This window comes from Nonomuraea recticatena, from assembly GCF_039533245.1.
Lineage (GTDB): Bacteria > Actinomycetota > Actinomycetes > Streptosporangiales > Streptosporangiaceae > Nonomuraea > Nonomuraea roseola.
The window spans coordinates 1-23,896 of sequence record NZ_BAAATE010000016.1 but is presented as its reverse complement, the minus strand read 5'-3'; the positions used below and the strand labels follow the sequence as shown (position 1 = coordinate 23,896).

The 23,896-nt window shown below is 68.1% G+C and carries 27 protein-coding genes and 1 tRNA gene; 7 read left to right on the top strand and 21 right to left on the bottom strand.

Annotated features, from left to right (window positions below):
- Positions 1–24: 24 nt before the first annotated feature.
- Both ABFX50_RS27660 and pdxR read right to left on the bottom strand, forming a co-directional pair.
- Positions 25–1,239, bottom strand: a complete 1,215-nt coding sequence (locus tag ABFX50_RS27660) for an MFS transporter (protein WP_346150244.1) — start codon at positions 1,237–1,239, stop codon at positions 25–27.
- 14 nt (positions 1,240–1,253) lie between these two features.
- Positions 1,254–2,636 (bottom strand): MocR-like pyridoxine biosynthesis transcription factor PdxR, encoded by a 1,383-nt coding sequence (gene pdxR / locus ABFX50_RS27655; RefSeq protein ID WP_346150243.1) that lies wholly within the window; start codon positions 2,634–2,636, stop codon positions 1,254–1,256.
- 68 nt (positions 2,637–2,704) lie between these two features.
- Between pdxR and ABFX50_RS27650 the strand changes: the two genes are divergently transcribed.
- Both ABFX50_RS27650 and ABFX50_RS27645 read left to right on the top strand, forming a co-directional pair.
- On the top strand, positions 2,705–2,884 hold the full coding sequence (locus ABFX50_RS27650) for a carboxymuconolactone decarboxylase family protein (protein WP_346150242.1): 180 nt from the start codon (positions 2,705–2,707) through the stop codon (positions 2,882–2,884).
- Positions 2,885–4,129, top strand: a complete 1,245-nt coding sequence (locus tag ABFX50_RS27645) for an MFS transporter (RefSeq protein ID WP_183653073.1) — start codon at positions 2,885–2,887, stop codon at positions 4,127–4,129.
- Here ABFX50_RS27645 and ABFX50_RS27640 read toward each other — a convergent pair.
- From ABFX50_RS27640 to ABFX50_RS27620, 5 genes are all read right to left on the bottom strand, one after another.
- Entirely contained in the window at positions 4,025–6,241 is a 2,217-nt protein-coding gene (locus tag ABFX50_RS27640) for a heavy metal translocating P-type ATPase (RefSeq protein ID WP_346150241.1), read from the bottom strand. The genes ABFX50_RS27645 and ABFX50_RS27640 overlap by 105 nt on opposite strands.
- Before the next feature lie 31 nt (positions 6,242–6,272).
- Positions 6,273–7,313 (bottom strand): hypothetical protein, encoded by a 1,041-nt coding sequence (locus ABFX50_RS27635; protein WP_346150240.1) that lies wholly within the window; start codon positions 7,311–7,313, stop codon positions 6,273–6,275.
- Complete coding sequence (locus tag ABFX50_RS27630) at positions 7,310–7,522, bottom strand: heavy-metal-associated domain-containing protein (RefSeq protein WP_183653068.1); 213 nt, start codon at positions 7,520–7,522, stop codon at positions 7,310–7,312. The genes ABFX50_RS27635 and ABFX50_RS27630 overlap by 4 nt, the downstream gene beginning before the upstream one ends.
- Before the next feature lie 31 nt (positions 7,523–7,553).
- Complete coding sequence (locus ABFX50_RS27625; RefSeq protein WP_183653066.1) at positions 7,554–7,835, bottom strand: metal-sensitive transcriptional regulator; 282 nt, start codon at positions 7,833–7,835, stop codon at positions 7,554–7,556.
- A 177-nt stretch (positions 7,836–8,012) separates the two neighbouring features.
- Complete coding sequence (locus tag ABFX50_RS27620; protein ID WP_346150239.1) at positions 8,013–9,365, bottom strand: MFS transporter; 1,353 nt, start codon at positions 9,363–9,365, stop codon at positions 8,013–8,015.
- 244 nt (positions 9,366–9,609) lie between these two features.
- Between ABFX50_RS27620 and ABFX50_RS27615 the strand changes: the two genes are divergently transcribed.
- From ABFX50_RS27615 to ABFX50_RS27600, 4 genes are all read left to right on the top strand, one after another.
- Complete coding sequence (locus tag ABFX50_RS27615; RefSeq protein WP_312895735.1) at positions 9,610–9,729, top strand: DLW-39 family protein; 120 nt, start codon at positions 9,610–9,612, stop codon at positions 9,727–9,729.
- Between the two features lie 19 nt (positions 9,730–9,748).
- Positions 9,749–10,477, top strand: a complete 729-nt coding sequence (locus tag ABFX50_RS27610) for an HAD-IA family hydrolase (protein ID WP_346150238.1) — start codon at positions 9,749–9,751, stop codon at positions 10,475–10,477.
- A 101-nt stretch (positions 10,478–10,578) separates the two neighbouring features.
- On the top strand, positions 10,579–11,046 hold the full coding sequence (locus tag ABFX50_RS27605) for a hypothetical protein (RefSeq protein ID WP_346150237.1): 468 nt from the start codon (positions 10,579–10,581) through the stop codon (positions 11,044–11,046).
- Between the two features lie 122 nt (positions 11,047–11,168).
- Positions 11,169–11,241: transfer RNA gene (locus ABFX50_RS27600), tRNA-Ala, on the top strand.
- A 90-nt stretch (positions 11,242–11,331) separates the two neighbouring features.
- On the opposite strand, the gene ABFX50_RS27595 is transcribed toward ABFX50_RS27600, so the two are convergent.
- The 11 genes from ABFX50_RS27595 to ABFX50_RS27545 form a co-directional block, all read right to left on the bottom strand.
- A complete protein-coding gene (locus tag ABFX50_RS27595) occupies positions 11,332–12,513 on the bottom strand; it encodes a tyrosine-type recombinase/integrase (RefSeq protein WP_346150236.1) in 1,182 nt (393 codons plus the stop codon).
- A complete protein-coding gene (locus ABFX50_RS27590; RefSeq protein WP_192778829.1) occupies positions 12,513–12,737 on the bottom strand; it encodes a helix-turn-helix domain-containing protein in 225 nt (74 codons plus the stop codon). Before ABFX50_RS27590 ends, ABFX50_RS27595 begins: the two co-directional genes overlap by 1 nt.
- Positions 12,738–12,753: 16 nt before the next feature.
- A complete protein-coding gene (locus ABFX50_RS27585) occupies positions 12,754–14,352 on the bottom strand; it encodes a replication initiator (protein ID WP_346150235.1) in 1,599 nt (532 codons plus the stop codon).
- Entirely contained in the window at positions 14,349–15,767 is a 1,419-nt protein-coding gene (locus ABFX50_RS27580) for an FtsK/SpoIIIE domain-containing protein (protein WP_346150234.1), read from the bottom strand. The genes ABFX50_RS27585 and ABFX50_RS27580 overlap by 4 nt, the downstream gene beginning before the upstream one ends.
- 85 nt (positions 15,768–15,852) lie before the next feature.
- Positions 15,853–16,092, bottom strand: a complete 240-nt coding sequence (locus ABFX50_RS27575) for a hypothetical protein (protein WP_346150233.1) — start codon at positions 16,090–16,092, stop codon at positions 15,853–15,855.
- Positions 16,089–16,355 carry a hypothetical protein gene (locus ABFX50_RS27570; protein ID WP_346150232.1) on the bottom strand — a complete coding sequence of 89 codons (267 nt, stop codon included), beginning with the start codon at positions 16,353–16,355 and terminating at the stop codon, positions 16,089–16,091. Before ABFX50_RS27570 ends, ABFX50_RS27575 begins: the two co-directional genes overlap by 4 nt.
- Positions 16,352–16,756, bottom strand: a complete 405-nt coding sequence (locus tag ABFX50_RS27565; protein ID WP_346150231.1) for a plasmid replication, integration and excision activator — start codon at positions 16,754–16,756, stop codon at positions 16,352–16,354. Before ABFX50_RS27565 ends, ABFX50_RS27570 begins: the two co-directional genes overlap by 4 nt.
- Before the next feature lie 128 nt (positions 16,757–16,884).
- Complete coding sequence (locus ABFX50_RS27560; RefSeq protein ID WP_346150230.1) at positions 16,885–17,706, bottom strand: protein phosphatase 2C domain-containing protein; 822 nt, start codon at positions 17,704–17,706, stop codon at positions 16,885–16,887.
- A 2-nt stretch (positions 17,707–17,708) separates the two neighbouring features.
- Positions 17,709–18,578, bottom strand: a complete 870-nt coding sequence (locus ABFX50_RS27555) for a sigma factor-like helix-turn-helix DNA-binding protein (RefSeq protein ID WP_346150229.1) — start codon at positions 18,576–18,578, stop codon at positions 17,709–17,711.
- Positions 18,579–18,957: 379 nt separating this feature from the next.
- The gene (locus ABFX50_RS27550; RefSeq protein WP_346150228.1) at positions 18,958–19,365 is read right to left on the bottom strand and encodes an ATP-binding protein; all 408 of its coding nucleotides are present in this window, start codon (positions 19,363–19,365) and stop codon (positions 18,958–18,960) included.
- 92 nt (positions 19,366–19,457) lie between these two features.
- Positions 19,458–20,297, bottom strand: coding sequence for a helix-turn-helix domain-containing protein (locus ABFX50_RS27545; protein WP_346150227.1), 840 nt, complete (start codon positions 20,295–20,297; stop codon positions 19,458–19,460).
- A 255-nt stretch (positions 20,298–20,552) separates the two neighbouring features.
- Between ABFX50_RS27545 and ABFX50_RS27540 the strand changes: the two genes are divergently transcribed.
- The gene (locus tag ABFX50_RS27540) at positions 20,553–21,083 is read left to right on the top strand and encodes a DUF4240 domain-containing protein (protein WP_346150226.1); all 531 of its coding nucleotides are present in this window, start codon (positions 20,553–20,555) and stop codon (positions 21,081–21,083) included.
- 292 nt (positions 21,084–21,375) lie between these two features.
- On the opposite strand, the gene ABFX50_RS27535 is transcribed toward ABFX50_RS27540, so the two are convergent.
- The 3 genes from ABFX50_RS27535 to ABFX50_RS27525 form a co-directional block, all read right to left on the bottom strand.
- Positions 21,376–21,687, bottom strand: coding sequence for a barstar family protein (locus ABFX50_RS27535; RefSeq protein ID WP_346150225.1), 312 nt, complete (start codon positions 21,685–21,687; stop codon positions 21,376–21,378).
- 195 nt (positions 21,688–21,882) lie between these two features.
- Positions 21,883–22,749: an SMI1/KNR4 family protein gene (locus ABFX50_RS27530; protein WP_346150224.1), complete on the bottom strand. Its 867-nt coding sequence runs from the start codon at positions 22,747–22,749 to the stop codon at positions 21,883–21,885.
- 222 nt (positions 22,750–22,971) lie between these two features.
- Positions 22,972–23,487, bottom strand: coding sequence for a hypothetical protein (locus ABFX50_RS27525; protein ID WP_346150223.1), 516 nt, complete (start codon positions 23,485–23,487; stop codon positions 22,972–22,974).
- Positions 23,488–23,896: the final 409 nt, after the last annotated feature.

Here is a 23,896-nt window from a genome sequence, read left to right as displayed (position 1 = left end):
CGAGCGGCACGCCGCCGCGCGGCCTCACGGCGAGGTGAGGCCGCGCACCCCCGGCGACGTCAACGCGGCCAGCCCGCAGACCACCACGATCGCCGCGCAGCCGACCAGCGCGGGGCCAGGGCCGATCGCGACGGCGACGGGGCCCGCCACCAGCAGGCCGATCGGGCCGAACATCAGCGATCCGAGCGCGTCGTAGGAGCTGACGCGCGACAGCGACTCGGCGGGGATCTCCCGCTGCATCGTGGTCTGCCACAGCACCCCGAAGACGTCCATGCTGACGCCCATGATCACCGCGCCGAGCACCACCGTCCACAGCGGCGCCCCCACCCCCAGCAGCAGGTACGGCAGCGCCGTGGGCAGCGTCAGCAGCGTTCCGAGGAAGATCGGCCGCCTGGGCCGCAGCCGCATCGCGACCACCACGCCGCCGATCATCCCGACCGCCTCGCCCGCCAGCACGGCCGACCACGCGGGCGCCCCTCCGAGGCTCTGCTTGGCCAGCAGCGGGCCGAGCACGCCGTGCGCCGCCTGCATGGCCATCACCAGCACGGAGAACTGGGCGACGACCACCCACAGCCACTGCCGCGAGATGAACTCCTTCCAGCCGTCGCGCAGGTCGGCCAGCACCGAGTGCCTCTCCTCCGCCAGCCGTTCCACGGGCTTGAGCCGCAGCACCGCGATGAGCCCGGCGCCCGCCGCGAACATCAGCCCGCTGACCACCAGCGACCAGCCGCCGCCGATCAGCGCCACGGTCGCCCCGCTCAGCACCAGCCCCAGCACGCGGGCGGAGTTGGCGCCCAATCCGAGCAGCGCGTTGCCGGTCTGCAGCCGCTCGGGCGGCACGACGTCGGGGATGATGCCGGCCAGCGCGGGCCACATCATCGCCACCGCGATGCCGCTGATCGCCGCGACGATCACCAGCGCGGGCATGGGTGTCCAGCGGGTCAGCAGCATCACGCCGAGGGCCGCGAAGGCCAGGGCGCTCATCGCGTCCGCCGCGAACATCACCCTGTTCCTGGGCAGCCGGTCCGCGATCACCCCACCGACCAGCATGAAGACCACCATCGGCACCGCCTCGGCGGCGAGGACGACCGACAGGGTCGTGGCCGTGGCGCCGGGCAGTTCGAGGATGCCGAAGGCCAGCGCGACGGGCGCGAAGGAGCTGCCGAGGACCGAGACGGTCCTGGCCGAGAACAGCAACGCGAAACGGCGATCGCGAAGCAGGCCGAGATCGCCCGCCATAGTCCCCCCAGGTATCAAAGGGACAATGGTCTCACCCGCAGCGCGGGAATGAGCCGCCGCAGTCCCTCTCCGATCCGCTCCAGCGGGATGCCGCCGTAGCCGAGCACCACGCCCTGCTCGGACGGCCCCGCGTAGTAGCTCGGCAGGCTCTCGACCGCGACCTCGGGGGCCCGTGCGGGATCCACCTCTCCCTTGGCGCACAGGTGCAGCCCTGCGGCCGACGGCACCAGGTCGAGGTGCTCGCGAAGGAACGCGGCGATCAGCACGTGCCTGGCCGCGTACTGCCTGGTCGCCCTGCGCACGTGCCTGGCCAGCAGGCCCTCGTCGATGAACCTGGCCAGCGCCGCCTGCGCGGTCGTCTCGCTGTGCCAGTCGGTCAGCTGCTTGGCGACGCGCAGCGCGGGCTGCAGCGAGGCGGGGGCGACGAGGAAGCCGAGACGCAGCATCGGGGCGAGGGTCTTGGAGAAGGAGCCGACGTAGATCACCCTGCCGCTGCGGTCCAGGCTCTGCAGCGGCTCCAGCGGGCGGTCCTCGAAGCGGAACTCGCTGTCGTAGTCGTCCTCGATCACCACGGCGTCGCGCTGCCGCGCCCAGGACAGCAGCGCCGTACGGCGGGCCAGCGACATCGGCGTGCCCAGGGGGAACTGGTGCGACGGCGTGACGTAGACCAGCCGCGCCGTGCGCGGGATGGCCGTGACGTCCAGGCCCTCGGCGTCGACGGGCACCCCCGCTACGCGGGCGCCGAGCGAGTGGAACAGCCGCCGCGCGGGCGGGTATCCCGGCTCCTCCACCGCCACGCAGTCACCCGGCTCGATCAGCACCCTGCCGACCAGGTCGAGCGCCTGCTGGGCGCCCTGCGTGACGATCACGTCGTCGGGCGCCGCCCGGACCGAGCGGGAGACGCCGAAATAGCGGGCGATGGCGACGCGCAGCCCTTCGTGCCCCTCAGGGGCGAGATAGCCGGCCGCCGTCACCCGCAGCTCGCGCGTGACCAGGCGCCGCCAGCTCTCCAGCGGGAACAGGGTCAGGTCGGGCGTGCCCACCCTGAAGTCGAACGCCGGCGGGCTCCTTCTCATCTCCGTTGCGGCGATCTCGCCCCACACCCCACGCGGCCTTACGCCGCTTCCGTGCGGCGCCCTGCGCCGCGTCGAGGGCCTGACCGGCGCGCTGACGAACGTGCCCGCGCCCGCCCTGCCCTCGAGGAAGCCGTCGGCGGTGAGGCGTTCGTAGGCGACGGCCACGGTGTTGCGGGCGACGTCGAGGCTGCGGGCCAGCTCCCGCGTGGGCGGCAGCCGCTCGCCCTGCCTGAGCCGTCCGTCGAGGATCGCGTCGCGCAGCTGCCGGTAGATCTGTGCGGCGAGCTCACCCCTGCCCGCCAGGCTGATGTGGAAGTCCATCTTGGCCCAATCAGATCGCTAAGAATTGGAGCTTACACTCGGCCAAGTCTCGCCTCTAACCTCTCCTCATGACGCAAAGGGTGGAAATCGGCACAATCCTCCCGGACGCCTACCAGGCGATGGCCGGGCTGGAGAAGGTCATCGGGAAGAGCGGGCTGCCCAAGCCCCTTCTCGAGTTGGTACGGCTGCGCGCCAGCCAGATCAACGGCTGCGTGATCACCCACATGACCCCGGAATCGCTCAAGTAGATGAATCCCCGCCGCGTCCTCACCGTCGCCCAGCTCACCAGCTCGATCGGCGACGGGGCCTACATCGTCACCTCGACGCTGTACTTCACCAGAATCGTCGGCCTGTCCCCCTTCGAGATCGGCCTCGGCCTGACCATCGGCTGGGCGCTCGGCACCGTCGCGGGCGTCCCGCTGGGGAACCTGGCCGACCGGCGGGGGCCGCGCGGCGTCGCGGTGCTGCTGGCGGTGGCCACGGGCGCGGGGGTCGGCACGTTCCTCGTGGTGCGCTCCTTCCCGCTGTTCGTGCTGGCCGTCTGCCTCTACGCCGGCGCGCAGAGCGGGCTGTCGGCCGCTCAGCAGGCGCTGCTGGCAGGGCTGGTGCCGCCCGCCGAGCGCACCAGGGTGCGGGCGGTGCTGCAGTCCACACTCAACGCGGGGATCGCGGTCGGCGCCGGGCTCGGCGCCCTGGCGCTGCACTTCGACACCTCGGCGGCCTACCTCACGGTCTTCGCGGTGGACATGGCGAGCTACCTGGTCGCGGCGGGGGTGCTCGCGCTGGTGCCCGCCGTGGCCGGCGTGCCGGCGGTGAAGGGGGAGCCGCGCCTCGCCGTGCTCAGGGACCGGCCCTACGCCGCGATCACCTTGCTCAACACGGTCATGCTGCTCTACAGGCCGCTGATCAGCCTGGTGCTGCCGCTGTGGATCGTCCAGCGGACCGACGCGCCCGCCTGGACCGTCTCCGCCGTGCTGGTGCTCAACACCGTGTGCGTCGTGCTGTTCCAGGTGCGCGTCGCGCGCAGGGTCCGCGACCTGGCCTCCGCCTCCCGATTCGTACGGCTGGCGGGCCTGGTGCTGTTCGCCTCGTGCCTGGTGTTCTCGCAGGGGCACACCGTGTTCGTCCTGCTGGCGGCGGCGCTGCTGCTGGTGCTGGGGGAGATGATGCTCTCCTCGGGCGCCTGGGAGATCAGCTTCGGGCTGGCTCCCGCCGGCAAGCAGGGGCAGTACCAGGGCTTCTTCGGCACCGGCACGGCGATCGCGAGAATGGCGGGCCCGGTGCTGCTCACCAGCCTCGTCATCGGCTGGGGCACACCGGGCTGGGTGGTGCTCGGGGCGTTGTTCGCGGCGGCCGGCGCCGCCATGACGCCGGCCGTCCGCTGGGGCCTACTTGAAGCCGCGAAGACGCAGGCTGTTGGTGACCACGAAGACGCTGGAGAAGGCCATCGCGGCACCGGCGATCATCGGGTTGAGCAGCCCGAGCGCGGCTAGCGGCAGCGCCGCCACGTTGTAGGCGAAGGCCCAGAACAGGTTGCCCTTGATCGTGGCCAGCGTCCTGCGGGAGAGCCTGATCGCGTCGGCGGCCACCCGCAGGTCACCGCGCACCAGCGTGAGGTCGGAGGCCTCGATCGCCGCGTCGGTGCCCGTGCCCATCGCCAGGCCCAGGTCGGCCTGGGCGAGCGCGGCGGCGTCGTTGACGCCGTCGCCTACCATGGCGACCGACTTGCCCTCGGCCTGCAGCCGCTTGACCACGTCCACCTTGTCGGCGGGCAGGACCTCGGCGATGACCTCGTCGATGCCGACCTCGGCCGCGACCGACCTCGCCACCTTCTCGTTGTCGCCGGTGAGCAGCACGGGGGTCAGACCCAGCGCCCTCAGTTGCTGGATCGCCTCCTTGGAGGTCGACTTGACGACGTCGGCCACCACGAGGACCGCGCGCGCCTTGCCGTCCCATCCGACCGCCACGGCGGTACGGCCGGCCTCCTGCTCGCGCTCCAGCGCCTCGGTCAGCTCCTCGGGCAGGTGCTGAGACCACTCGGCCAGCAGCCTGGGCCGGCCCACGAGCACGGCGTGCCCGTCGACGATGCCCTGCACGCCGAGGCCCTCGACGTTGGCGAAGTCCTCGACCGTCGCCTTGGAATCGGCGGCGCGGGCGATGGCCTGCGCGATCGGGTGCTCGGAGGCGTGCTCCAGCGCTCCCGCGAGGCGCAGCACCTCCTCGCGCTCCTCGCCCTCGGCCAGGTGGACGCCGGTCAGCGTCATCTTGCCCTCGGTGACCGTGCCGGTCTTGTCCAGCACGACCGTGTCGATCTTCCTGGTCGACTCGAGCACTTCCGGGCCCTTGATCAGGATGCCCAGCTGGGCGCCTCTGCCGGTGCCGACCAGCAGCGCGGTCGGCGTGGCCAGCCCCAGAGCGCAGGGGCAGGCGATGATCAGCACCGCGACCGCGGCGGTGAAGGCCGCGCCCGCGCCGCCGCCGGTGCCCAGCCAGAAGCCGAGCGTGCCGATGGCCAGGGCGATGACGATCGGGACGAAGATGCCGGAGATCCTGTCGGCCAGCCGCTGGACCTCTGCCTTGCCGGTCTGCGCGTCCTCCACGAGCTTGGCCATCTGGGCCAGCTGGGTGTCGGAGCCGACCCTGGTGGCCCGGACGATCAGCCTGCCGCCGGCGTTGACCGTCGCGCCGGTCACCGCGTCGCCGGGGCGGACCTCCACCGGGACCGACTCGCCGGTCAGCATCGAGGCGTCGACCGCGCTGGTGCCCTCGTCGACCACGCCGTCCGTGGCGATCTTCTCGCCGGGACGCACCACGAACCTGTCGCCGACCTTCAGCTGGTCGGTGGGGATGCGCCGGCCGTCCGCCAGTTCGACGTCCTTGGCGCCCAGCTCGAGCAGGGCCCGCAGCGCGGAGCCCGCCTTGCGCTTGGACCTGGCCTCGAAGTAGCGGCCCGCCAGGATGAACGCGGTGACGCCCGCGGCGGCCTCGAGGTAGATGTTGCCCGAGCCGTCGGTCCTGGCGATCGTGAACTCGAACGGGTGCGTCATGCCCGGCGTGCCCGCCGTGCCGAAGAACAGCGCCCACAGCGACCAGGCGAAGGCGGCCAGGGTGCCGATCGAGACCAGCGTGTCCATGGTCGCCGCGCCGTGGCGCAGGTTCGTCCACGCGGCCTTGTGGAACGGCCAGCCCGCGTAGACCACGACGGGCGCGGCCAGCGTCAGCGACAGCCACTGCCAGTTGGTGAACTGCAGCGGCGGGATCATCGCCATCGCGATCACGGGAACGGCCAGCACCAGCGAGGTGACCAGCCTGTTGCGCAGCGGCCTGAGCTCGTCCTCCGGCTCCTGCTCCTCGCCCTCCGCCTGCGGCGGCTTGGGCAGCTCCGCGGTGTAACCCGCCGACTCCACGGTGGCGATCAGCTCCTGCGGGTCGACTCCCTCGGGAAAGGTGACCTTCGCCTTCTCCGTCGCGTAGTTGACCGTCGCGGTCACGCCCTCGAGCTTGTTCAGCTTGCGCTCGATCCTGTTGGCGCAGGACGCGCAGGTCATGCCGCCGATGGACAGTTCGACGGCGCCGTGGGGCTTGTCGTCGGTGAGGGGAGACATCACCTCTCCTTTCTTACGTCGCGATCCTGCGTCAGTGGCCGTGCGGGGTGGAGTCGTGGTCGGAGGCCGGGCTCGCCGACGGGCTGGCCGAGGGGGCGGCCGTGGGGCTCGCCGCCGGCGCCGCCGCCTGTCCCGCGCGGGCGGTGAAGTCCGCCGTCCGTACGACTCCGCCGTGCTGGAAGTCAAGGAACAGGCGGTAGTCGCCGGTGCTGGGCACCTCGGCGTAGAAGGTGATCTCAGGACCGGGCTTGGTCTTGCCGTCGCCGGGTTCGCCGTCCGGGTGGACGTGGAGGTAGGCCAGGTCGCCCGCGCGCAGCGCCACCAGGTGGCCGTAGGCCCCGAGGTAGGGCTGCAGGTCGGTGACCGGCTTGCCGTCCTTGCTCACCTTCAGTGTCAGCTTGCTCGACTTGCCGGGGGTCAGGTCTCCGTCGAGGGTCACCGTGTAGCCGTCGACCTCGGCGGTACGGCTGACCTGCGGCAACGCCTTGGGCGCGTAGTCGCCGGCGGCGAACAGGTCGGCGCCCAGGGTCAGCGCGCTCGCGCCGGTGGGGAAGATGTCGGCGTAGGCGCGGTAGACGCCGGCCTCGGGGAGGGTCAGCTTGACCGTCCAGACGCCGTTGGCGCCCTCTTCGGGGTGCAGGTGCTGGAAGGTGGTGAGGTCGCGGGAGACGACGATGAAGTGGACCTTCTTGTCGTGCTGGACCTGGTAGTCGGTGACGGGCCTTCCGTCGGGGGCCGTCACGGTGAAGGCGAAGTCGGTGGGCTCGCCGGGCTTGATCGTCGCGGTGAGCGGGGTGAGGGTGTAGCCGTTCTGAGACACTTGGAGCCCCCCGGGGGTATCCTGTGCAGCTGCTTGTGCGGGTTTCGTGGTGGCGCTGTTCTGGCCGCCGTTCTGGTCGCCGTGGCTCGTGCTCTCGCCGTGGCCCGCGCCGGCGGGGCCGGCGCTCTCGCTGGGGGCGGTGGCCTTGGGCGGGGCGCCGACCTCACCGACTGCGCTGCCCACGCCGAGGGCCGCGCCGAAGACGACGGCGAGGCCCGCGACGTAGGTGACGAGCTTGGCGGGGGTGTTCACGACCGGTCCGCCACTTCGTATCCGGCGGCCTCGACCGCGGCGACGATCCGGTCGGTCTCGACGGGGCTGTCGCTCTCGACGGTCAGCAGGCCGCTGGCCAGGTCGACCTCGACGCCGGTGACGCCGGAGACCTCGCCGACCTCCTCCTTGACCGAGCTGACGCAGTGGCCGCAGGTCATGCCCTTGACGGTGTAGGTGGCGGTGCTCATGTCATATCTCCTCGGTGCTTGGTGCGGACTGCTAGGAACGGACGAGTCTGGCGATCGCTTCGGCTGCTTCCTTGACCTTCGCGTCGGCCTCGGGGCCACCCTTCAGGGTGGCCTCGGCGACGCAGTGGGCCAGGTGCTCCTCGAGCAGGGAGAGGGCGAAGGACTGGAGGGCGCTCGTGGTGGCCGACACCTGGGTGAGAATGTCGATGCAGTACTTGTCGTCCTCCACCATGCGCTGAAGGCCTCTCGCCTGGCCCTCGATCCGGCGCAGCCGCCGGAGGTGGTCTTGCCTGGTGCCGGTGTATCCAGCCATGGTCCCCGCCTCTCTCTTCCTTCAGCATAACACCCTACCCCCCTAGGGTATTCCGCGGATCTGGTGATTCGCCTTCCGTGACGGGGCTCAGCCCCGCGCGCTCGCTTGCCGTGTCCCTGGACGGAGGCCGGCCACGCGCCTTGGGTGGCGCTCTCGGCGGCTTGCCGTACGGGGAATCTAGACGTGCGCGGGCTGCTCCTGCGGGACCTGCGCGGGCCGCCGCATGAGGACCAGGGTGAGCAGCGCGCCCGCCGCGGCCACCACGCCCGCGCCGACGAAGGCGGCGTCGAATCCGTTCTCCTGCGAGGTGGCGATCGCGGTCATGACGGCCAGTCCCAGCGCCGACCCCACGTTGTAGGTGGTGTTGACGATCCCCGAGGCCAGCCCGCTCTCCTCGGGCCGCACCCCCGACAGCGCCGACATCATCGCGGGGATGTACGCCAGGGACATCCCGACCGCGGCGACCAGGCTGGCAGGCAGGAAGGCCGAGCCGCTGAAGGCCAGCCCGCCGACGCCCACCGCCAGGACGGCCAGCCCGAGCACGATGAGCGGCTTGGCGCCGAACCGGCCGAGCAGCCTCGCGGTGATGCCGATCATGAAGATCATGACCGCGACCGTCATCGGGAGCAGCGCCGCGCCGCTGGCGAAGGCGCCGTAGCCGAGGTCCTGCTGCAGGAACAGGTTGAGGAAGTACCACATCGGGATCCAGGCGGCTCCGAGCAGCGCCATGGCCAGGTTCGCGGGGGCCAGGCCGGGGGTCTTCCAGATCTTCAGCGGCATGAGCGGCTCGCGCACGCTGCGCTGGGTCAGCAGGAACGCGACGAGCAGGACGATCGCGCCCGCGGCCTCGATCAGCGTCGTGGTCAGCGACTGCTCGGGGGCCTTCACGATCGTGTAGACGGTCAGGGCGATGCCCGCCGTGACGGTGACCGCGCCGAACACGTCCACCGAGCCCCGCTTGCCCTGCGTGGCGGGCAGCAGCGCCGGGATGGCCGCGAGGGTGATCAGGCCGATCGGGATGTACACGATGAACACCCACGGCCAGCTGAGGTACTCGGTGATGACGCCGCCGAGGAAGACGCCCGCCGTACCGCCCGCGGGGGCGGCCGCGCCGTACAGGGCCATGGCCTTGCCCAGCTCGCGCGGGTTGTGCCCGAACAGCATCATGAGCAGCGTCATCGCGGCGGGCGCGATCAGCGCCCCGCCGACACCCTGGACGGCGCGCCCGAGAATCTCCACCCACGCGGACGTGGCGAAGGCCGCCACGACCGAGCCCGCGGTCAGGACGACCCAGCCGATGGTGAAGATCTTGCGGGCGCCGAACAGGTCGGACAGCCTGCCGCCCAGCAGGAGCAGGCCGCCGAAGGCGACCACGTAGGCGTTGAAGACCCACTGCAGCCCGCCCTGGCTGAACCCGAGGTCACGCTGCATCTCGGGAAGGGCGACGCCGATGATCGAGGTATCCATGATCACCATGAACTGTGCGGCGGCGAGCACGACCAGCGCCCACCACCTGTTGTGTTGCGGCATGTCCACTCCTCTGGCTTGTACCCCTAGGGGGTATCTTGACGCCGGTGAACGTAACATACCCCCTGGGGGTTTGCAAACCTTTCGGCGTGGCCCTGTGCACCGTCGTATCGGAAGATTGGGTAGAACTGGATAGGTCCGCACCCGGGGGAGCACGGCCAAGCCTTGCTAGGCTGCCTTGCAACCGTTGCAACCGGGCGTTGTCTCACCCCGGCAGGTGAGACCGTCGAAGAAGTGGGGTCACACCGTGAAGAAGGTGCTCGTTCTGGCGCTGCTCGCCCTCGGGGGGCTGCTCATCTGGCGCAAGGTTCAGGCCGACCGCGCCGAGCTCGACCTCTGGACCGAGGCAACCGGCAGCGAGAACTAACGATCGTGGCGACGAGGGTATGACCGACATCGGCCCCATCAAGCTGGTCTGTCTCGACCTCGCCGGCACCACGATCGGCGACATCGCCACGGTCGAACGAGCTTTCGCCGAGGCGATCGCCACCCAGGGCATCGTCCCAGGGACCGGTGCGTACGCGCGGGCCATGGTCCACGTGCACCGGTCCCGAGGGTGCCCGAAGATCGAAGTCTTCCGCGGGATCTTCCCGGGGAACGAGGCCCAGGCACAGGCCGCGAACCTGACGTTCGAACGCTCCTACGAGGGCGCCATCGAGCGGGCGGGTCTCGTCCCCATGCCCGGAGTCGTCGAGGTCTTCGACAAACTCAGGGGCGCGGGGCTCCACGTCGCGTTAGTCACAGGCTTCAGCAGAACGACCCTGAGCAGGGTGCTGAGCGTGCTGGGCTGGCACGACAAGGTCGACCTCGCCATCTGCCCCGAAGACGCCGGACGCGGGCGTCCATGGCCCGACATGATCCTCCACGCGGTGCTCCGCCTGGGGATCGAGGACGTCAGGCAGGTCGCGGTGGTGGGCGACTCCGAGAACGACATGCTGGCGGGGCGAAGGTCAGGGGCCTCGGTGGTGGCCGGCCTGATGACCGGCGTCCACAGCCGGGACCGCCTGGTGAACGGCGGCGCCACGCACCTGCTCCATGCGCTGACCGAGCTCCCCGAGGTGGTCCTCGGCGGAGAGCGCAACTATGACCCACAGATTGCGAAAGCGCGCGGTTAGTCACTCTCTGTAGTCGGGTAGGCCGCATTGCGTGATCTCTCACTGATCACCACGGACTCACCTGTGAGAGGTGCCTCATGCGTCTTCCGCACGTTTCCGCTGTGCTTGTCCTCGGCACGGCCAGCCTGTTCGCCACCCCCGCCCACGCCGCGACCCCCACCTACGGGTGCCTCGAGATCATGCAGGAGGACGTGTCCTTCGCCATCATGGGGGTGCACTGCGAGTCCTACGAGGGAGCGCCCACCACCGGTGAGCTCCTGACCGAGTTCAGGATCGTTCCGAATGACGCCGAGTCGCCCGGCTACCTCTGCCGCATCCCGCCGGGCCGGACGGTGTCCGGATACGCCGGTGGATACCCCAGCTCGGTCCTCGGCCTCTCGTGCAGGCAGGAAGGAGCCGGGCAGACGCCCTCTCTCACGTTCTCGCTCGCCCCCTCGCCGTCGCCCTCACCCTCTTCCTCACCCTCGCTCCCGAACCAGGCGGGCGCGGATCCTGCCTCCTCCGAATCCTTCAGGCCGTTCGGGCTGTTCCTCGGCTTGGGGCCGTGGGGTCCTGTCGCCTTTCGCTGATCAGGACGCGCCTTCCCTTGGTGGGGCGGGGATCGAGTGGCGGTACACCGTATGCTGTTGCTACGGTGTACAGTCGGAACGCGCGCGACCGTGCTGATGTTTTGCAGGTCAGATGGCGTTTCGGGGCCTTAGCTCAGTTGGCAGAGCGCCTGCTTTGCAAGCAGGATGTCAGGAGTTCGAATCTCCTAGGCTCCACCTCTCTCCACCTGCGAAAAAGCCCAGGTCAGACATGATCGTCTGCCCTGGGCTTCTGTGTGTTTGGGAGGAATTTGGGAGGCGTGCCCGTCACGTGCCCGATCGGTCCTTGAGCGCCCCTCGGGCGAGGTCGTCGAGCTTGCGCGCCACTTCGCGTTGGCGTTCGTCGGTGGAGTGCTGGTAGATCATCGCGGCGCGCGTGCTGGAGTGGCCCATGCGGGTCATCAGCTCGCGGATCGAGGCTCCGGCGTTGGCGGCGAGGTTGTTGCCGGTGTGCCGGAGGTCGTGAAAGTGGATCTTCGGTAGGCCCGCATCCTCCAACGCCTTGGGCCAGACGCGGCGGTTGAAGTTGCTGTTGCGAATCGGGCCTTCGTCGGGCCCGACGAAGACCAAGCCCTCGTCACCCTCCTGGGTGAAGTCCTTCAGGTGGGCGCGAAGCTCATCAATGATCAGCTCGGGGATCACCACAGTTCGTTTGCCCGCCTCCGACTTGGGGTCGGTGAACACGAGCCCTTTTCCGGTGATCTGGATCAGCTGGCGTTCCACGCGGATGGTTCCGGCGTCGAGATCGATGTCACGTCGCTGAAGGCCGGCCAGTTCGCCCCAACGCAGACTTGCGAACGTGCCGAGCAGCACCAGAGCGCGGTACCGCTGCTCGATGACCTCGACGAGCTTGTACACCTGCCGAACCGAGAGGACTCGGCGCTCGGCCGACTTCTCCTGTCCCGCACCCTTGATGCGGCATGGATTGCGTTTGATGAGCTGGTCATCGACGGCGGTCGTGAAGATCGCCTTGAGGAGCCGGTACGCCTTTGCCACCGTGACCTCGCTGACTCCGCCGTCAAGCAGCTTCTTACGCCAGCGCCGGACATGTGGCTCCTTGATCTCGTTCATCGCCTTCTCTCCGAAGGTCGGAACGAGATGCGTGCGCCGCAGGTAGCCGTACAGCTCGATCGTGCGAGGGCGGAGGTTCGGCCGCTCGTCGATCCAGTCTTGTGCGTACTTGCCGAGCTTGACCTTGCCTGCGTCCGGGTCGATCCAGTCACCGTCGAGGATTTCGGACTCGATCTTGGTAAGCCAGACTTCGGCGTCGGTCTTGGTCGCGAACGTCTCGGGCGCCGGGCGGTCGACCCCGTCAGGACCGGCGTAGCGCGCTTGATATCGGCCGGAGGGAAGTTGCCGAACGCGTCCGAAGCGCCGCTTGGTGGACTTCTTCTTTCGCGCTCGGCGAGGAGGCTCGTCGTCAGGAGTGGCAAGGGCAGTCCTGGTCATCACGCGGCCTTTCTGCGCGGTGTCGTGATCGGGTGGACGACGCCGTCGGCGATGAACGCTTCAAGGGCAGCTTCGGGGATACGGACCTTGCGTCCGACGTGGACGAAGGTGATGCGACGTTCCTCGATCAGGCGGCGGGGGAAACGGACGCTGGTGTTGAGCCGTTCGGCCGCCTCCTCGACGGTGAGCAACTTGCCCTGTATGAGGTCGCGAGGTGTGGTCATGCGGCCACCTCGCCCTTCATCGCAGAGAGGGTTGGAGGTGGTTCGCCTGTCGCTCTGGCTTCGAGGGCGAGGAGACTTGCGCAGAACTGTTGACGTCGGGCGATGCCTCGTAGGAGCTGTTCGGCTCTGGTCGTGCGGGTTGGGTCGCTGCCGGAGACCGGGCGCCAGATGTAGCGGTGCCGGTCGTTGGCGGCGGGGTCGTGAGGCCGAGGAGTTCCAGGGCCCAGGCGCGGCGGTCCTGCTTATGTTCGCGGAGGGTCTTGTTGGACCACTTGCGGGAGACCAGGACGCGGCGGCCTGCGTAGCCGAGGTGTTCGGGTCGGTGTGCTTTGCCGCGGCAGTGGCCGGGAGTCATTCCCCGCTTGGCGTCTTTGGGCTGGACGCCGTAGCGGAGCCAGTTGGGGCAGGTGGGCGAGCACGGTTCGTAGCGCAGGGCGTCGACCATGCGGGTGACGTGGTCGCGGCGGGCCTGGTCGTCCTCGTCGTCGGGGTCGAGCGGGTCGCCGAGTGACTTGGTGAGGTACTTGGTCAGGTAGCCGAGGGCCTTGTTGGCGGCGGGGCTTCCGGCGAGGACGCCTTGCACGTCAGCCTGCTCTCCGAAGCGGACGACATGCTGCGGCTCCTCCAGGTCGTCGAGCGCCTGGTCCCAGGTGGGCAGGATCTCTCCCGTCGCCGGGTTGAGGTAGCCGTCTTCGTCGCTCCAGACGGGTAAATTCTCGCGGTCGTGCTTCACTTCGTCGGCCGGTGGCCACCAGACCTGGTGATAGGTCGCGGCGGCGATCTGCTTCATCTCGGCGCGCGGCAGGGTGCCGCGGATGGCCATGTGGAGATGTGGGGCGAGGCGCTTCTGTGGTTCGACGCTGGCGAAGTACTGGACGTCGTAGCCGGCCACGCGGCGGAGGTTCTGCACGAAGCGGTCGACGAGCTTGGAGAAGTGCAGGGCATCGCGAGCTGCTCGTCGGTAGTCGTAGCTGGTGGGGTCTGCGGGTGCGCCCTGGCGGATCTTGCCGTAGGACGGAAGGGTCAGCGTGACGAACATCGAGGGCCGGTAGACCTGGCCCTGTGGGCTGGTGAAGGTGCGGCCGAGAGTGGTCGGCCTACGCGTTCGCTTGGGAAGATCCGGGGCGTCCTGGCGGCGCCTGGTCGAGCGGGTTCGCCTGGCGATCTGGCGGCGGCCGAGGACGTTTCCGCGCATGCCCGCCTCGTTGATCTCCGCGTCGATGGCGACGATCGCGGCGTCCCAGTCCTCGACGTCTTCCTCCGCCTGGTCGCGCTTGGCTTGGACGTCGGCGCGGAACTCGACTAGCCAGCGTTGCTCATCGGTGGCCGCGGCCGGGTCAGCGGTCGGTTCGTGGTCGAGGTGCCAGCCCTCCCGGCACTGCGCCTTGCGGAGCTGCTGGTTGCGCTTGGCGCACGGTGGGCACTTGGCTTCCTGCGTGGAGCCGCAGGGGAGGTCGAAGGGTTCGATCTTGCCGGTGAGGACGTCCTGGCGGCGGACTTCGATGGGGCGGATGCACACGCCGTTGGACTTGGCGATCTCGATGGCGACGTCCAGGACGAGGGGCATGGTGTCGCGGACGAGGCGGGGGAGGTTGCGGTCGGCTCCGTTGGTCACATGGCCTCCTCGAAGAGGGCCGCCATGTAGCGAATGTCCTCGTCGGAGACGTAGGCGGCGCGGGCCCTGATCGGGTCGGGCGACGACTCCAGCCGTATGTAGGCGACGCCGGCGCCCTGGTGGGGGATGGGGGAGATGTGGTCGGCCAGCGCTCCTCTGTCTCTCGCACCGTCGCCGAGGACCATGTCGACTTGTTCGGACTCGTCGAGCCGGAGCGCGATCTTGTCGGGGAACAGGTTCCGGATGGTGATCACATCTTTGCGCGGGTCCTGGAGAGCGGCCAGGACCCCGACGCCGACCGCGCGGCCCTGCGTCGTGAGGGTGGCCAGCGCGGCGGAGATCCGCTGTCGCAGTGCCCGATCGGACTGGTAGGCGGTCAGGAACGCGATCTCGTCGACCACGACCAGGACGAAGGGGTCTTGCACGGTGGGGACGTGGTCACGCTGGACTCCGGCGAAGCGGCCGGCCCGCTCCTGCATGACCTTGACCGCCTCGTCGAGCAGGTCGGCGCAGTCGGCCGGGTCGGCAGCGTAGCGGTCGCCGAAGATGGCGCGGCCGAATGACAGCTCCATGAGCTTGGGATCCAAGGCCCAGATCTCAGCCAGCCCTGTCCAGACGGCCGGGATGAGGCCGCGGATCGCTGACCAGAGGATCGAGCCCTTCCCTGCTCCCGTGGCGCCAGCGACCAGGACGTGTGTGCCGTGCAGCTTGAGAAGCCACGGCTTGCCGTCCTCGGTCTGTCCGATCTCGACCGGTCCGACCGTGGCTGCCTCAGGCAGCGGTACGGCGGGCAGGGGTCCGGCGAGGGGATCGCGACGCGGGAAGGTCAGCAGGAGTCGGCCCGCTCGTTCGACGCTGACTCGGCATGAGGGGGCGCCGAAGCCGTGGGCGAGGTGCTCGATGCGGTCGGCCCAGTCCTTGGCCGCCTGTCCGTCGAGCATCTTCACCGTGACGACGTCCGCCCACGAGGTGCAGGTGACGCGGAGGAGACGGGGCAGGTAGTCGCGGCCCTTGATGTGGCGGCCGAGTCCGGAGACGACCATGACGGGTTGCCAGTGGCGCCGGTAGATCCAGACGAGGCGCCACCAGGCGAGAAGGCGGTAACCGATCCAGGGAAGGACGACCTTGGGATAGATGATGGCCCATGGCCCGATCAGGGCGATCGGGACCGCGACGACGACCAGCGCCAGGCGCCAGCCGTACAGGCTGAAGATCGTGCTGGGGGCGACGGCCACGGCCGAGGCGATGGGGTGCCGCCAGAAGGACCGGACTAGGCCGATGATCAGGCGGACCGCGAAGATCAGGATGGTGACGATCGCGGGGGTCTGGACGATGGCGGGGCGGAAGACGACTGCGGTGTCGGGGGTGGTGGAGACCAGGCCGGAGACCGGATCGCCGGGCAGTTTCTTCAACATTAGGCTGGGGGCCTTCCTCGATGTGAGAACCCAGGGGAGAACCAGGGCCGCCGGAAGTTGGCGCTTCTGGCGGCCCGCTTGCAGATCACGCCTGCTTGGTGTGGAAGCGCTCGCACGCGGCGAGGTAGGCGGCCGCGCTCCTGGCCAGATCCCTGGCGAACGAGAGGTCGGCATCCGTCACCTCGTCCGGGATGGCCGGACAGAACGACACGTTGAACGGGCCCATGTAGAGGGCCAAGATCGGAGATCGGTTGCTGTAGGTGTGGCAGGTTGCCCATGCCCTCTCGCCGCTCTTGAAGGAGTGGCTGCTGACCGTGCGGCTCATTTCGGTGTCTCCGTGGGGGTGGGCAGGGAGCGGAACATGCGCTCCACCGCGACGGCGAAGGCCGCGGCTTCCTTGGCCAGCTCGCGGGCGAACGTGACGTCGGCGGGGGTGATCTGGTTGCTGTGGGACGTGGTGACCAGGACCGAGATGGCGTCGAAGTCGAGGGCGAGGACCGGGGTCCTGCGCGGGTAGGGGTGGGACTTGGCGCTGAACGGGCCGCTCGACTTGAGAGTGATCACCGAGACCGGGCGGGGGCGCTTCATGCCTGGTCCTTGGGCTTGGCGTGGGTGCGAGGAGCGCGCATCCCGGTCGCGCGGATCGAGTAGGCGAGGCGTCCGGTGTTCTGTGCGACGTACGGCGTGACGGTCATCCCGTCGAACTCCACGGGGACGATCGGGAGTCCGGGCGCCGCAGGCGGGGCAACGGGCTGGGTCGGGGCCAGGATCTTCACGGCGACGGTCTTCTGGGAGATTTTGGCGGCGGGGTCGGCGTCCATGACGGCGACCTGCCAGACCAGCTCTCCCGTGACCTTGTCCTTGGCGAAGACGGTACGGCCGTTGGCCGAGGCGTCGAAGTCCTTGACCTGCTCGACCTCGCCGACGAGATAGCAGCCGTGAGGGAAGACCTGGTCGAAGCCGATGGGGATGGGGCCTTGGATGGCCATCGTTCTCTACCTCCTGTATATCCCCCTAGACAGTGCGGCGGGTCCGCTTCCGAGGTCGGTGTCTAGGGGGCTATGCACTGAAGGTAAATCGACGGTCGGAAACTGTCTAGGGGGGTGGACGAATTTGCTTAGGAGAACGTCCAGTAGATGGCGGTCGCGTCATCGAACGTCTTGCCGCGAGGCCACCGGGCACCGTCCAGGTCGCGGGCCTCCGCTTCACGGACGCGCCGGATCAGCTCGTCCGGTCCTGACTCGTCGAACAGATCGAGGGCCTGTCTCCAGGTGATCAGCTCGAAGCGGTCGACCAGTCGGGAGGCGCCGTCGCTGAGCAGCGCGGCGGCTCTCACACTCTCGGCGGGCACGGTCCCGGTCAGCGCCTGGTCGGCGGCCAACGGGTCAACCGCCGCTACCCAGAACCCACCATCCCTGTTGCGGTGATCGCGAAGGGTCTCCACGTAGGCGCGGTGCGCCGCGACGTGCTCGACAGTGTCGGCCGCCAGGGCGTCCATGGCCTTCCGATAGCGTTCGCCGACCTGAGCTTCGCGGTCGTCGCAGATCACCATAGGTTCGGCGGCGCCGATGACGTCCAGGACGAGGACCGAGTCAGCCAGGACGAGCCAGTCGACTGCACTTGCCGTACGGCGCAGCATGACCACAGTCGCGGACGGCGAGCCAGGATGGCTGAGATCGCACGCGAAGTCGTGCATCGAGGCGACGGCCTTGATGCCGTCGGCCAGCACCTCCGTCAGCGAGCCCTCACTCTGGTTCATCCCGGCGAGCAGCGTCGAGCCGAGCGCCTGCACGTACCAGGGGACACCATGCGTGCATCCCGAGTCCGAGCCGGTCGGCGTGCCCACGCCGTCGAGGAGGACGGCCGCACCGGGCGTGGCACCGGCGAAATCCTCGTTGGGACGGCCGGGGGCCGCTTGGGTGGCGAGGGCGACGCGCACGGTTAATTCTCCTCGTCGTGGCGGTAGAGCGGACTTGCCAGTTCCGCCCTGACGGGTTCCCCGGTCTCCGGGTCGTACTCCACCCCGACCACGGTGGAGAACCGCTCCTCGCCGACCTGCCCCCACAGCGTCGCGATCTCGGACGTGATCAGATCGACCACGCCAAGGGTGCCCTGAGGATGGATGCCGGTGAACACCAGGAGGTTCCCCCTGCCGTCCGGACGGGACAGTCGACCGAGGTACGCATAGTCGATCGGGCGCACCGGATCGGAGTCCTCTCCCGAGCGGTACGTCTCGCCGGTACGCCGGTCCCGTAGCGTCCAGGCGCCGTCTTTGACCCACTCCAGCACCGGGTCCGACTCGTACAGCGCCCCCATGACGGGGGAGAGCCTCGGCCCGCAGATCACGATGAGGTTCGGCCGATTCAGGTCGAAGTCGCCATCGAGGGGGACGTGTTCGAGGTTGATGGACAGATCGAAGCCGCGTGCCAGGTCCTCCAGGCGCTTGGCGGCGGTGACGTCCTCCATGGCGACGACGGGACGAGCGTTGTTGGCCTCCCGCTTGAGAGGCGTAGCCAGCGTGATCGTGCCTGTACCGAGGAAGACTCCCTCAGGCGCCGGCCCCGTGTGCTTGATCTGGTGGATACGCCCGCGGGACAGGCCAGCCTGCTGCGCGATCTGGGCATAGGAGATGCCCTGCGCGTGAAGCTCCTGGATCACTCGGCGGCGAAGCCGTGCTAGCTCGGTCACTTCCTGTTGGGCCGCGCTCAGTCGCTCGGTGGCCTGGCGGATCAGCAAGTAGGGATCGTCGATCGCGGCGATCCGCTCAAGGTCACTCGGTGGCACGGTGGTTCCCTTTCCGTGGTGCTCCACCGAGTCTAGGCCCCTAGACGAATCACCGTCTATCCCTCTTGACAGCACAGACTTTAGGGTTTCGCCGGTTACTCGACTTACTGCCCGAATCGCTGATCGCCGTCTGGGGACGCCGCGCGTCAACGCGCTCGACCAGTCAGGAGCGCTATCCACAGCCTGTGGGTTTCCGCCCAGATGGCCCGCCCGGACTCGGCGGCCCGTTCTCCTTGGGCGGTTCTGCGGAGATAGTACAGACCGCCCGAGCCGCACAGTTCGTACACGGGCCGCCTACAGTCACAGGTCCACTCGACCACGCGAACCCGCCCGTCTCGCCGGGGAGTCTGCCAGTCGATCTCTTGGTACTCGGGCCGCAGGGGCGCCGGGTGTGGAGCGAAGCACATCAGGACCGCACCATGGCGAAGGGCGCCGCTTCCAGGACGGCCCACACGGTTCGTCCGTTCTCGTCGCCGACCACGCCCCACTTCGCGGACAGGCCCGAGACCAGCGCCAGGCCCCGCCCGCCCATCTCGGTCGGAGACAGCGGGAGCAGCCGAGGGGAGCGCAGCCCGCCCTCATCCTGTACGGCCACACCCAAGGTCGAGCCGATGACTTCGAGGGAGACGATGAAGCGACCACCAGGGCGACCGCTGTTGGTGTGCCGTACGGCGTTGGTCGCCAGCTCGCTCACGATGAGGACGGCGTCGTCGAGGTCTGGCCAGGTCGGGAGGAATGCGGCGACGAAGCGGCGAGCTTCGAGCACCGAGATGGCCGAGCCGAGGAACACTCGGGTCCCGCGCCAGGAGGACATGGACGGCTCCGATGTCTAGGGGGCTATACATCCATGCCGTCAGCGTATGAGCCATCATGGCCGCAGCTCAAGCTATTCCACTTATAAATAAGTCAGTTCGAGCGAGTGTCGAGTTGCTGAAACTCCGTGCTGATGCGAGCCAGCAACGTCCTCATCTCCTCCCCGTAGACAGCAACCTCCGCGAACGCCTCGAAGGTCTCGACGTGAACCCGCACATCGTCGACGTCGGTCAAGGTGTGCTCAGCGGTCAGGCTCTCGACCATGCTGGCCGTTCCATCAAAGATGGTGAACCCGTGAAGAGGGAAGCGGGGCACCTGCACCGACCACGGAACGACGCCGATTCGCACATGCGGCAGCGTGGACACCTGAACCAGTCGATCAAGCTGCGCCTGTATCAGAGAGGCCGGCCCTGGCCAGGTCCGCACAGCCCCCTCCGTGAGGACGAACGCGAACTCCCGCCCTGCCTGGAAGAGGATGCTCTGCGCCTCGACGCGTACGGCCGCAGCTCGGGACACGGCATCTTCGTCGAGGTCCCTCCCGATCGCGAGCGCCAACCGCGCGTAATCGGCCGTCTGGAGGAGAGCCGGCATCATTGCCGATTGAAACGAGGCCACCTGATGCGCCGCTCGCACGCGGGCTGCGTTCGCCGACTCTCGACCCGCCAAGCCGCCCTTCAGCCGCGCGACCTCGTCACGCAAGCGGGTGAGCAGAACATGCAACTCGGCTCGCGCTTCGCTGGATAGCTCCAGGGCCTCTACGAGACGATCAACCGTCTCAGGCAGCGGAAGCAACTGCCCCGTTTCGATCTGTGAGATCGTCGGCTGCGTCAGGCCAGCTCGCGACGCCAGATCCTTCCCTGTGAGGCCGGCGTCCTTGCGCAGCCGTCGGAGCAACTCACCCAATGCCCGCAGGCGGTCCCGACGATCGTCCACACTCAGCGTTCTACCATCCGCTCGCCGACGTGTTCTGGCGCTAACTTGGATCACTGCCGAATTGTTCTCATAGGTATCAAGCGGCGCTCCGCGCCGCCGAGCGGCCCTCCTGCCGCTCGGCGGCCGGGCGTGCGGCCTGGGGGCCGGTCCCGGCCGCCAGCGCCCCGGGCCGCTCCGCGATCTCACGCTGCTCTTGCTTTGCAGGACAACTGACAGGGTGTACACGGCTTCGGCCGCGACGTCAGAATGCCGATCATGACTCGTGACGACTTCTGGGCGATCCTCGCGGAAGGCCCTCCGCCGACCGGCCCCGACGACGACTGCGAAGAACTGACCTCAAGGCTCAGCCGATTACTCCCACCGGAGATCGTCGCATTCGACCGCCACCTCACCGATCTTCGCCTCGCCGCGCATCGGATCGACCTTTGGGGAGCTGCCTACCTGATCAATGCCGGCTGCTCCGACGACGGCTTCGAGTATTTCCGCTGCTGGCTGGTCGGCCAGGGACGTGAGGTCTACGAGGCCGCACTTGGCAATCCGGATTCCCTGGCAGACTACGGACCGGTCCGCAGTTGCATACTCGACGGTTCCGACGAATGCGAGTGCGAGCAATTCATGTACACCCCTGATAGGGCATACGAGCGCATCACGGGGCACGGCCTGCCAGAGAATATCGGGGAGTATCCGAGGCTCGGGGCGATGTGGGACTTCAGCGACGTCGAGGAGATGCGCCGCCGTTACCCACGTCTGTCCGCGTTACTCGATGAGGCTGACGCGCTCGCCTGAGCGCACTTACAGCCCGAACTGGTCAGTCCCGAAACTCATGAACGCCCCCAATGGCCGTAGTGAAGAACGCCTCCGGCGGGGGGCACTCCGGCTCCGGGATGATCGCAGCACTGGCCTGAGGTTCGTGGGTGGCTAAGGTGGAAGCCTGATCATCCCGCCCGCCATCGACCCGGGACAAGCCGAGCAGACCAGGGCCACGGCTACCAGATCGTTCGTCCAGTGGGGCGCTCCATCTGGTAGCCGTGGCCCTGGCCCGCTTCCCCTGCGGGCGGGACGACGGCAGACGGGATGATCAGGCGGGCGGGGTGTGCGCGGTGCGCAACTCGAAGGCGAAGCGGTCGCGCGAGCCCCATTCCACGTCTTGCGCTTGGACCTCATCGAGGAGCAGGCAGATCTTGTCGAAGAGGTCAGCGCCCAGGTTCGCCTTACTTTCCTCCCAATGAGTCCACACCACCTCCACCGGTCGCTCCACGTCGGTAGTCAGCCTGTCCCAGAGCGCGGCAAGGTTGTTGCCGTAGTACGGGCCGAAGTCCAGAGGCCCCGCCAGTAGACGGTGAAGATCGGCTTCCGAAGTCACCTGCCGTCCATCCACGGTGACGCGCATTGGCCCACCTCTCACGCGTATTTCCGCATTCCACAGCTTGATCGCCGTGCCATTAGCGTGCCATTAGCCCCGGCAACGAGGGGTCAACCACGGTCACTCACGACCAGTCCGGCAACGGCGCTGACCAGGGAACCCGTGGTGCGCGGCCCATGATCGCTGCAATTCCCAAGCTGACAACGCAGAGCTTCGATCTCATTAGGCGCCATCTGTCAGATCGCGTTCAAGCCCGTACTCCCATTCCGTGGCCGCTAGCCATGGGTCATTTTCGGGGATACCCCAAGAGTCATCGCCCGAATGCGAAGTTTCCAGGTTGCGTCCGCTTACGATGCCGTCGCGTTCCTGCTGATCCTGGCGCTCAGGATGTGAAGTTTCCAGGTTGCGTCCGTCCACCCAGCGGTCGAACCACTCTGCAAGGGACGAGCAGATGGCCACGATGCCAACCTTGGGCGACTGCACGTCGGGAAAGTCCCATGCGTCGCCATCCCAGAGGCAGACGGGATTACCGGGCAGAGTGAGCGACACGTACCAGTACATGGAGCATCCGGCTGCCACGAGCGGAAACCCGAGAACGCTGCTCACCTCCGGGCGCTTCTCGTACTCTTCGAGCGCGTCGGGGCCGGCCTCGTATGCCCGGTGCCCGCCGGACGGAAGGCTCAGGAGATCATAGGAGGGGCCGAAGCCGCCGTTGCCGACCTCCGTGTACACCCTCCGCAGGAGCTCGGGTAACTCCTGGCCGATGCGTTGCTCGCAGGCCCGCAGATCCGTCTCAGAGATCGGCGGGTACGGCGGCGCATGTGGGACGTCGCTGAAGTACTTGACGGCTTCGGAGGCACCTGCTTCCAAGGCCGCATTGATGAGGTGGTCAGGTGTGGGGTCGTCGAAGTTGAGTCGCATTGTGCTGCCGCCTTCACGGAGCGTCTGCTGTGTGTGGTGGATGCGGCTCCTGATGTTCTCGCCGTACTCACGTTTGAGCCAGTCCAGTGGGACGTAGACCAGGTCATGGCGGCGTGCGGGATCCCAGGCCCGTCTACGGATGCGCTGGATCAGATCGTCATGTGGCATGCACGACAGAATGCCAGCGCAGCGGCAGCGGCGATTACGGATCAGTGGCTGCGTGCCCGTTGCGTGCCCGTTCCTACGGCGATCAGCGGGGAGTCATGGGGACTCAAGGTCACTCGACCGGCGTATGCCCAGGTCAGCGTTACCCCAGCCCAGGTCGCGTGATCTTGAAAGAGTTCCCAAGCTGATGATGCAGCTTGCTCTATTCCAGCCGGTCTGCCTGGATCACTCAGAATCCAGAAAGTGTTGAAAGGATGGACTCGTAGATTTGAGCACGGTGGGATCACGTGGCGGCTCAGGCCAGATCTGCAGGAAGTAGTGATCGCCTATTTCGATCGCTATTTCTTCGTCCATACCTCTGACGTGGTATCGCAAACGATATGTTCCGGGACCGGCGGGCAGCGGAGGAAGAGGATGCGTCCTCCTCCCTCCTCCCCACTCCTGCAGTGAAAGCCGGCCCGATGGGGACTCGTAACTGATCTCGACGATGTCTTCGTAGCTATCGAGGTCAGAACCCGGATCCCGATCGGCGACAGCCACCGTGAACTCCACCGTTCCCCACTGAGGGCCCACAAACAGGAGGGCACTGCCTTTCTCCACTCGGATGATCCCCACGGGAGGGTTCGGCACCTCACGAAACCCGCCCACGCTGCACCCCTCGTCCACGAGATAGGCCTGCCCGTAATCCACCTCCACATCCAGCTGCTTGACATGCACGACCGGAGTCCCATCTGTGCTCATGGGCGGGAAGCATAGACTCGGCCAGCGACAAGATCCGCTTCCATGCGCTCCCTAGTGTTCGAGATCGCATTTCTCTGCGGGATAGTCCGGCTTCTGCTTCGTGGATTGCGATGGGGCAGCTGCATCTCCGTGTGCCGATGGCGGACGAAGGGGTAGGCCCGGTCTCGGATCGCCGGGCCATTAACCGCTGGCCTGTCGAGAGCTGAGGTAGGAGCCTGCTCGGTCGCGCGGGGACTCTCCGGCCGTGCCCGTCGCGTGCCCGATGGAGCGGGAAACGAGGGGGAACAGCGGGGAGTCACGGGGAACGCGATCAGTGACCCCTTTTCATCCTCCGGCGGCGGGTGCTGATCACGGCATGATCGCGGGTCCGGTGTTCGCCTGATGACGTAGCAGAGCCCCTGGTAGACGG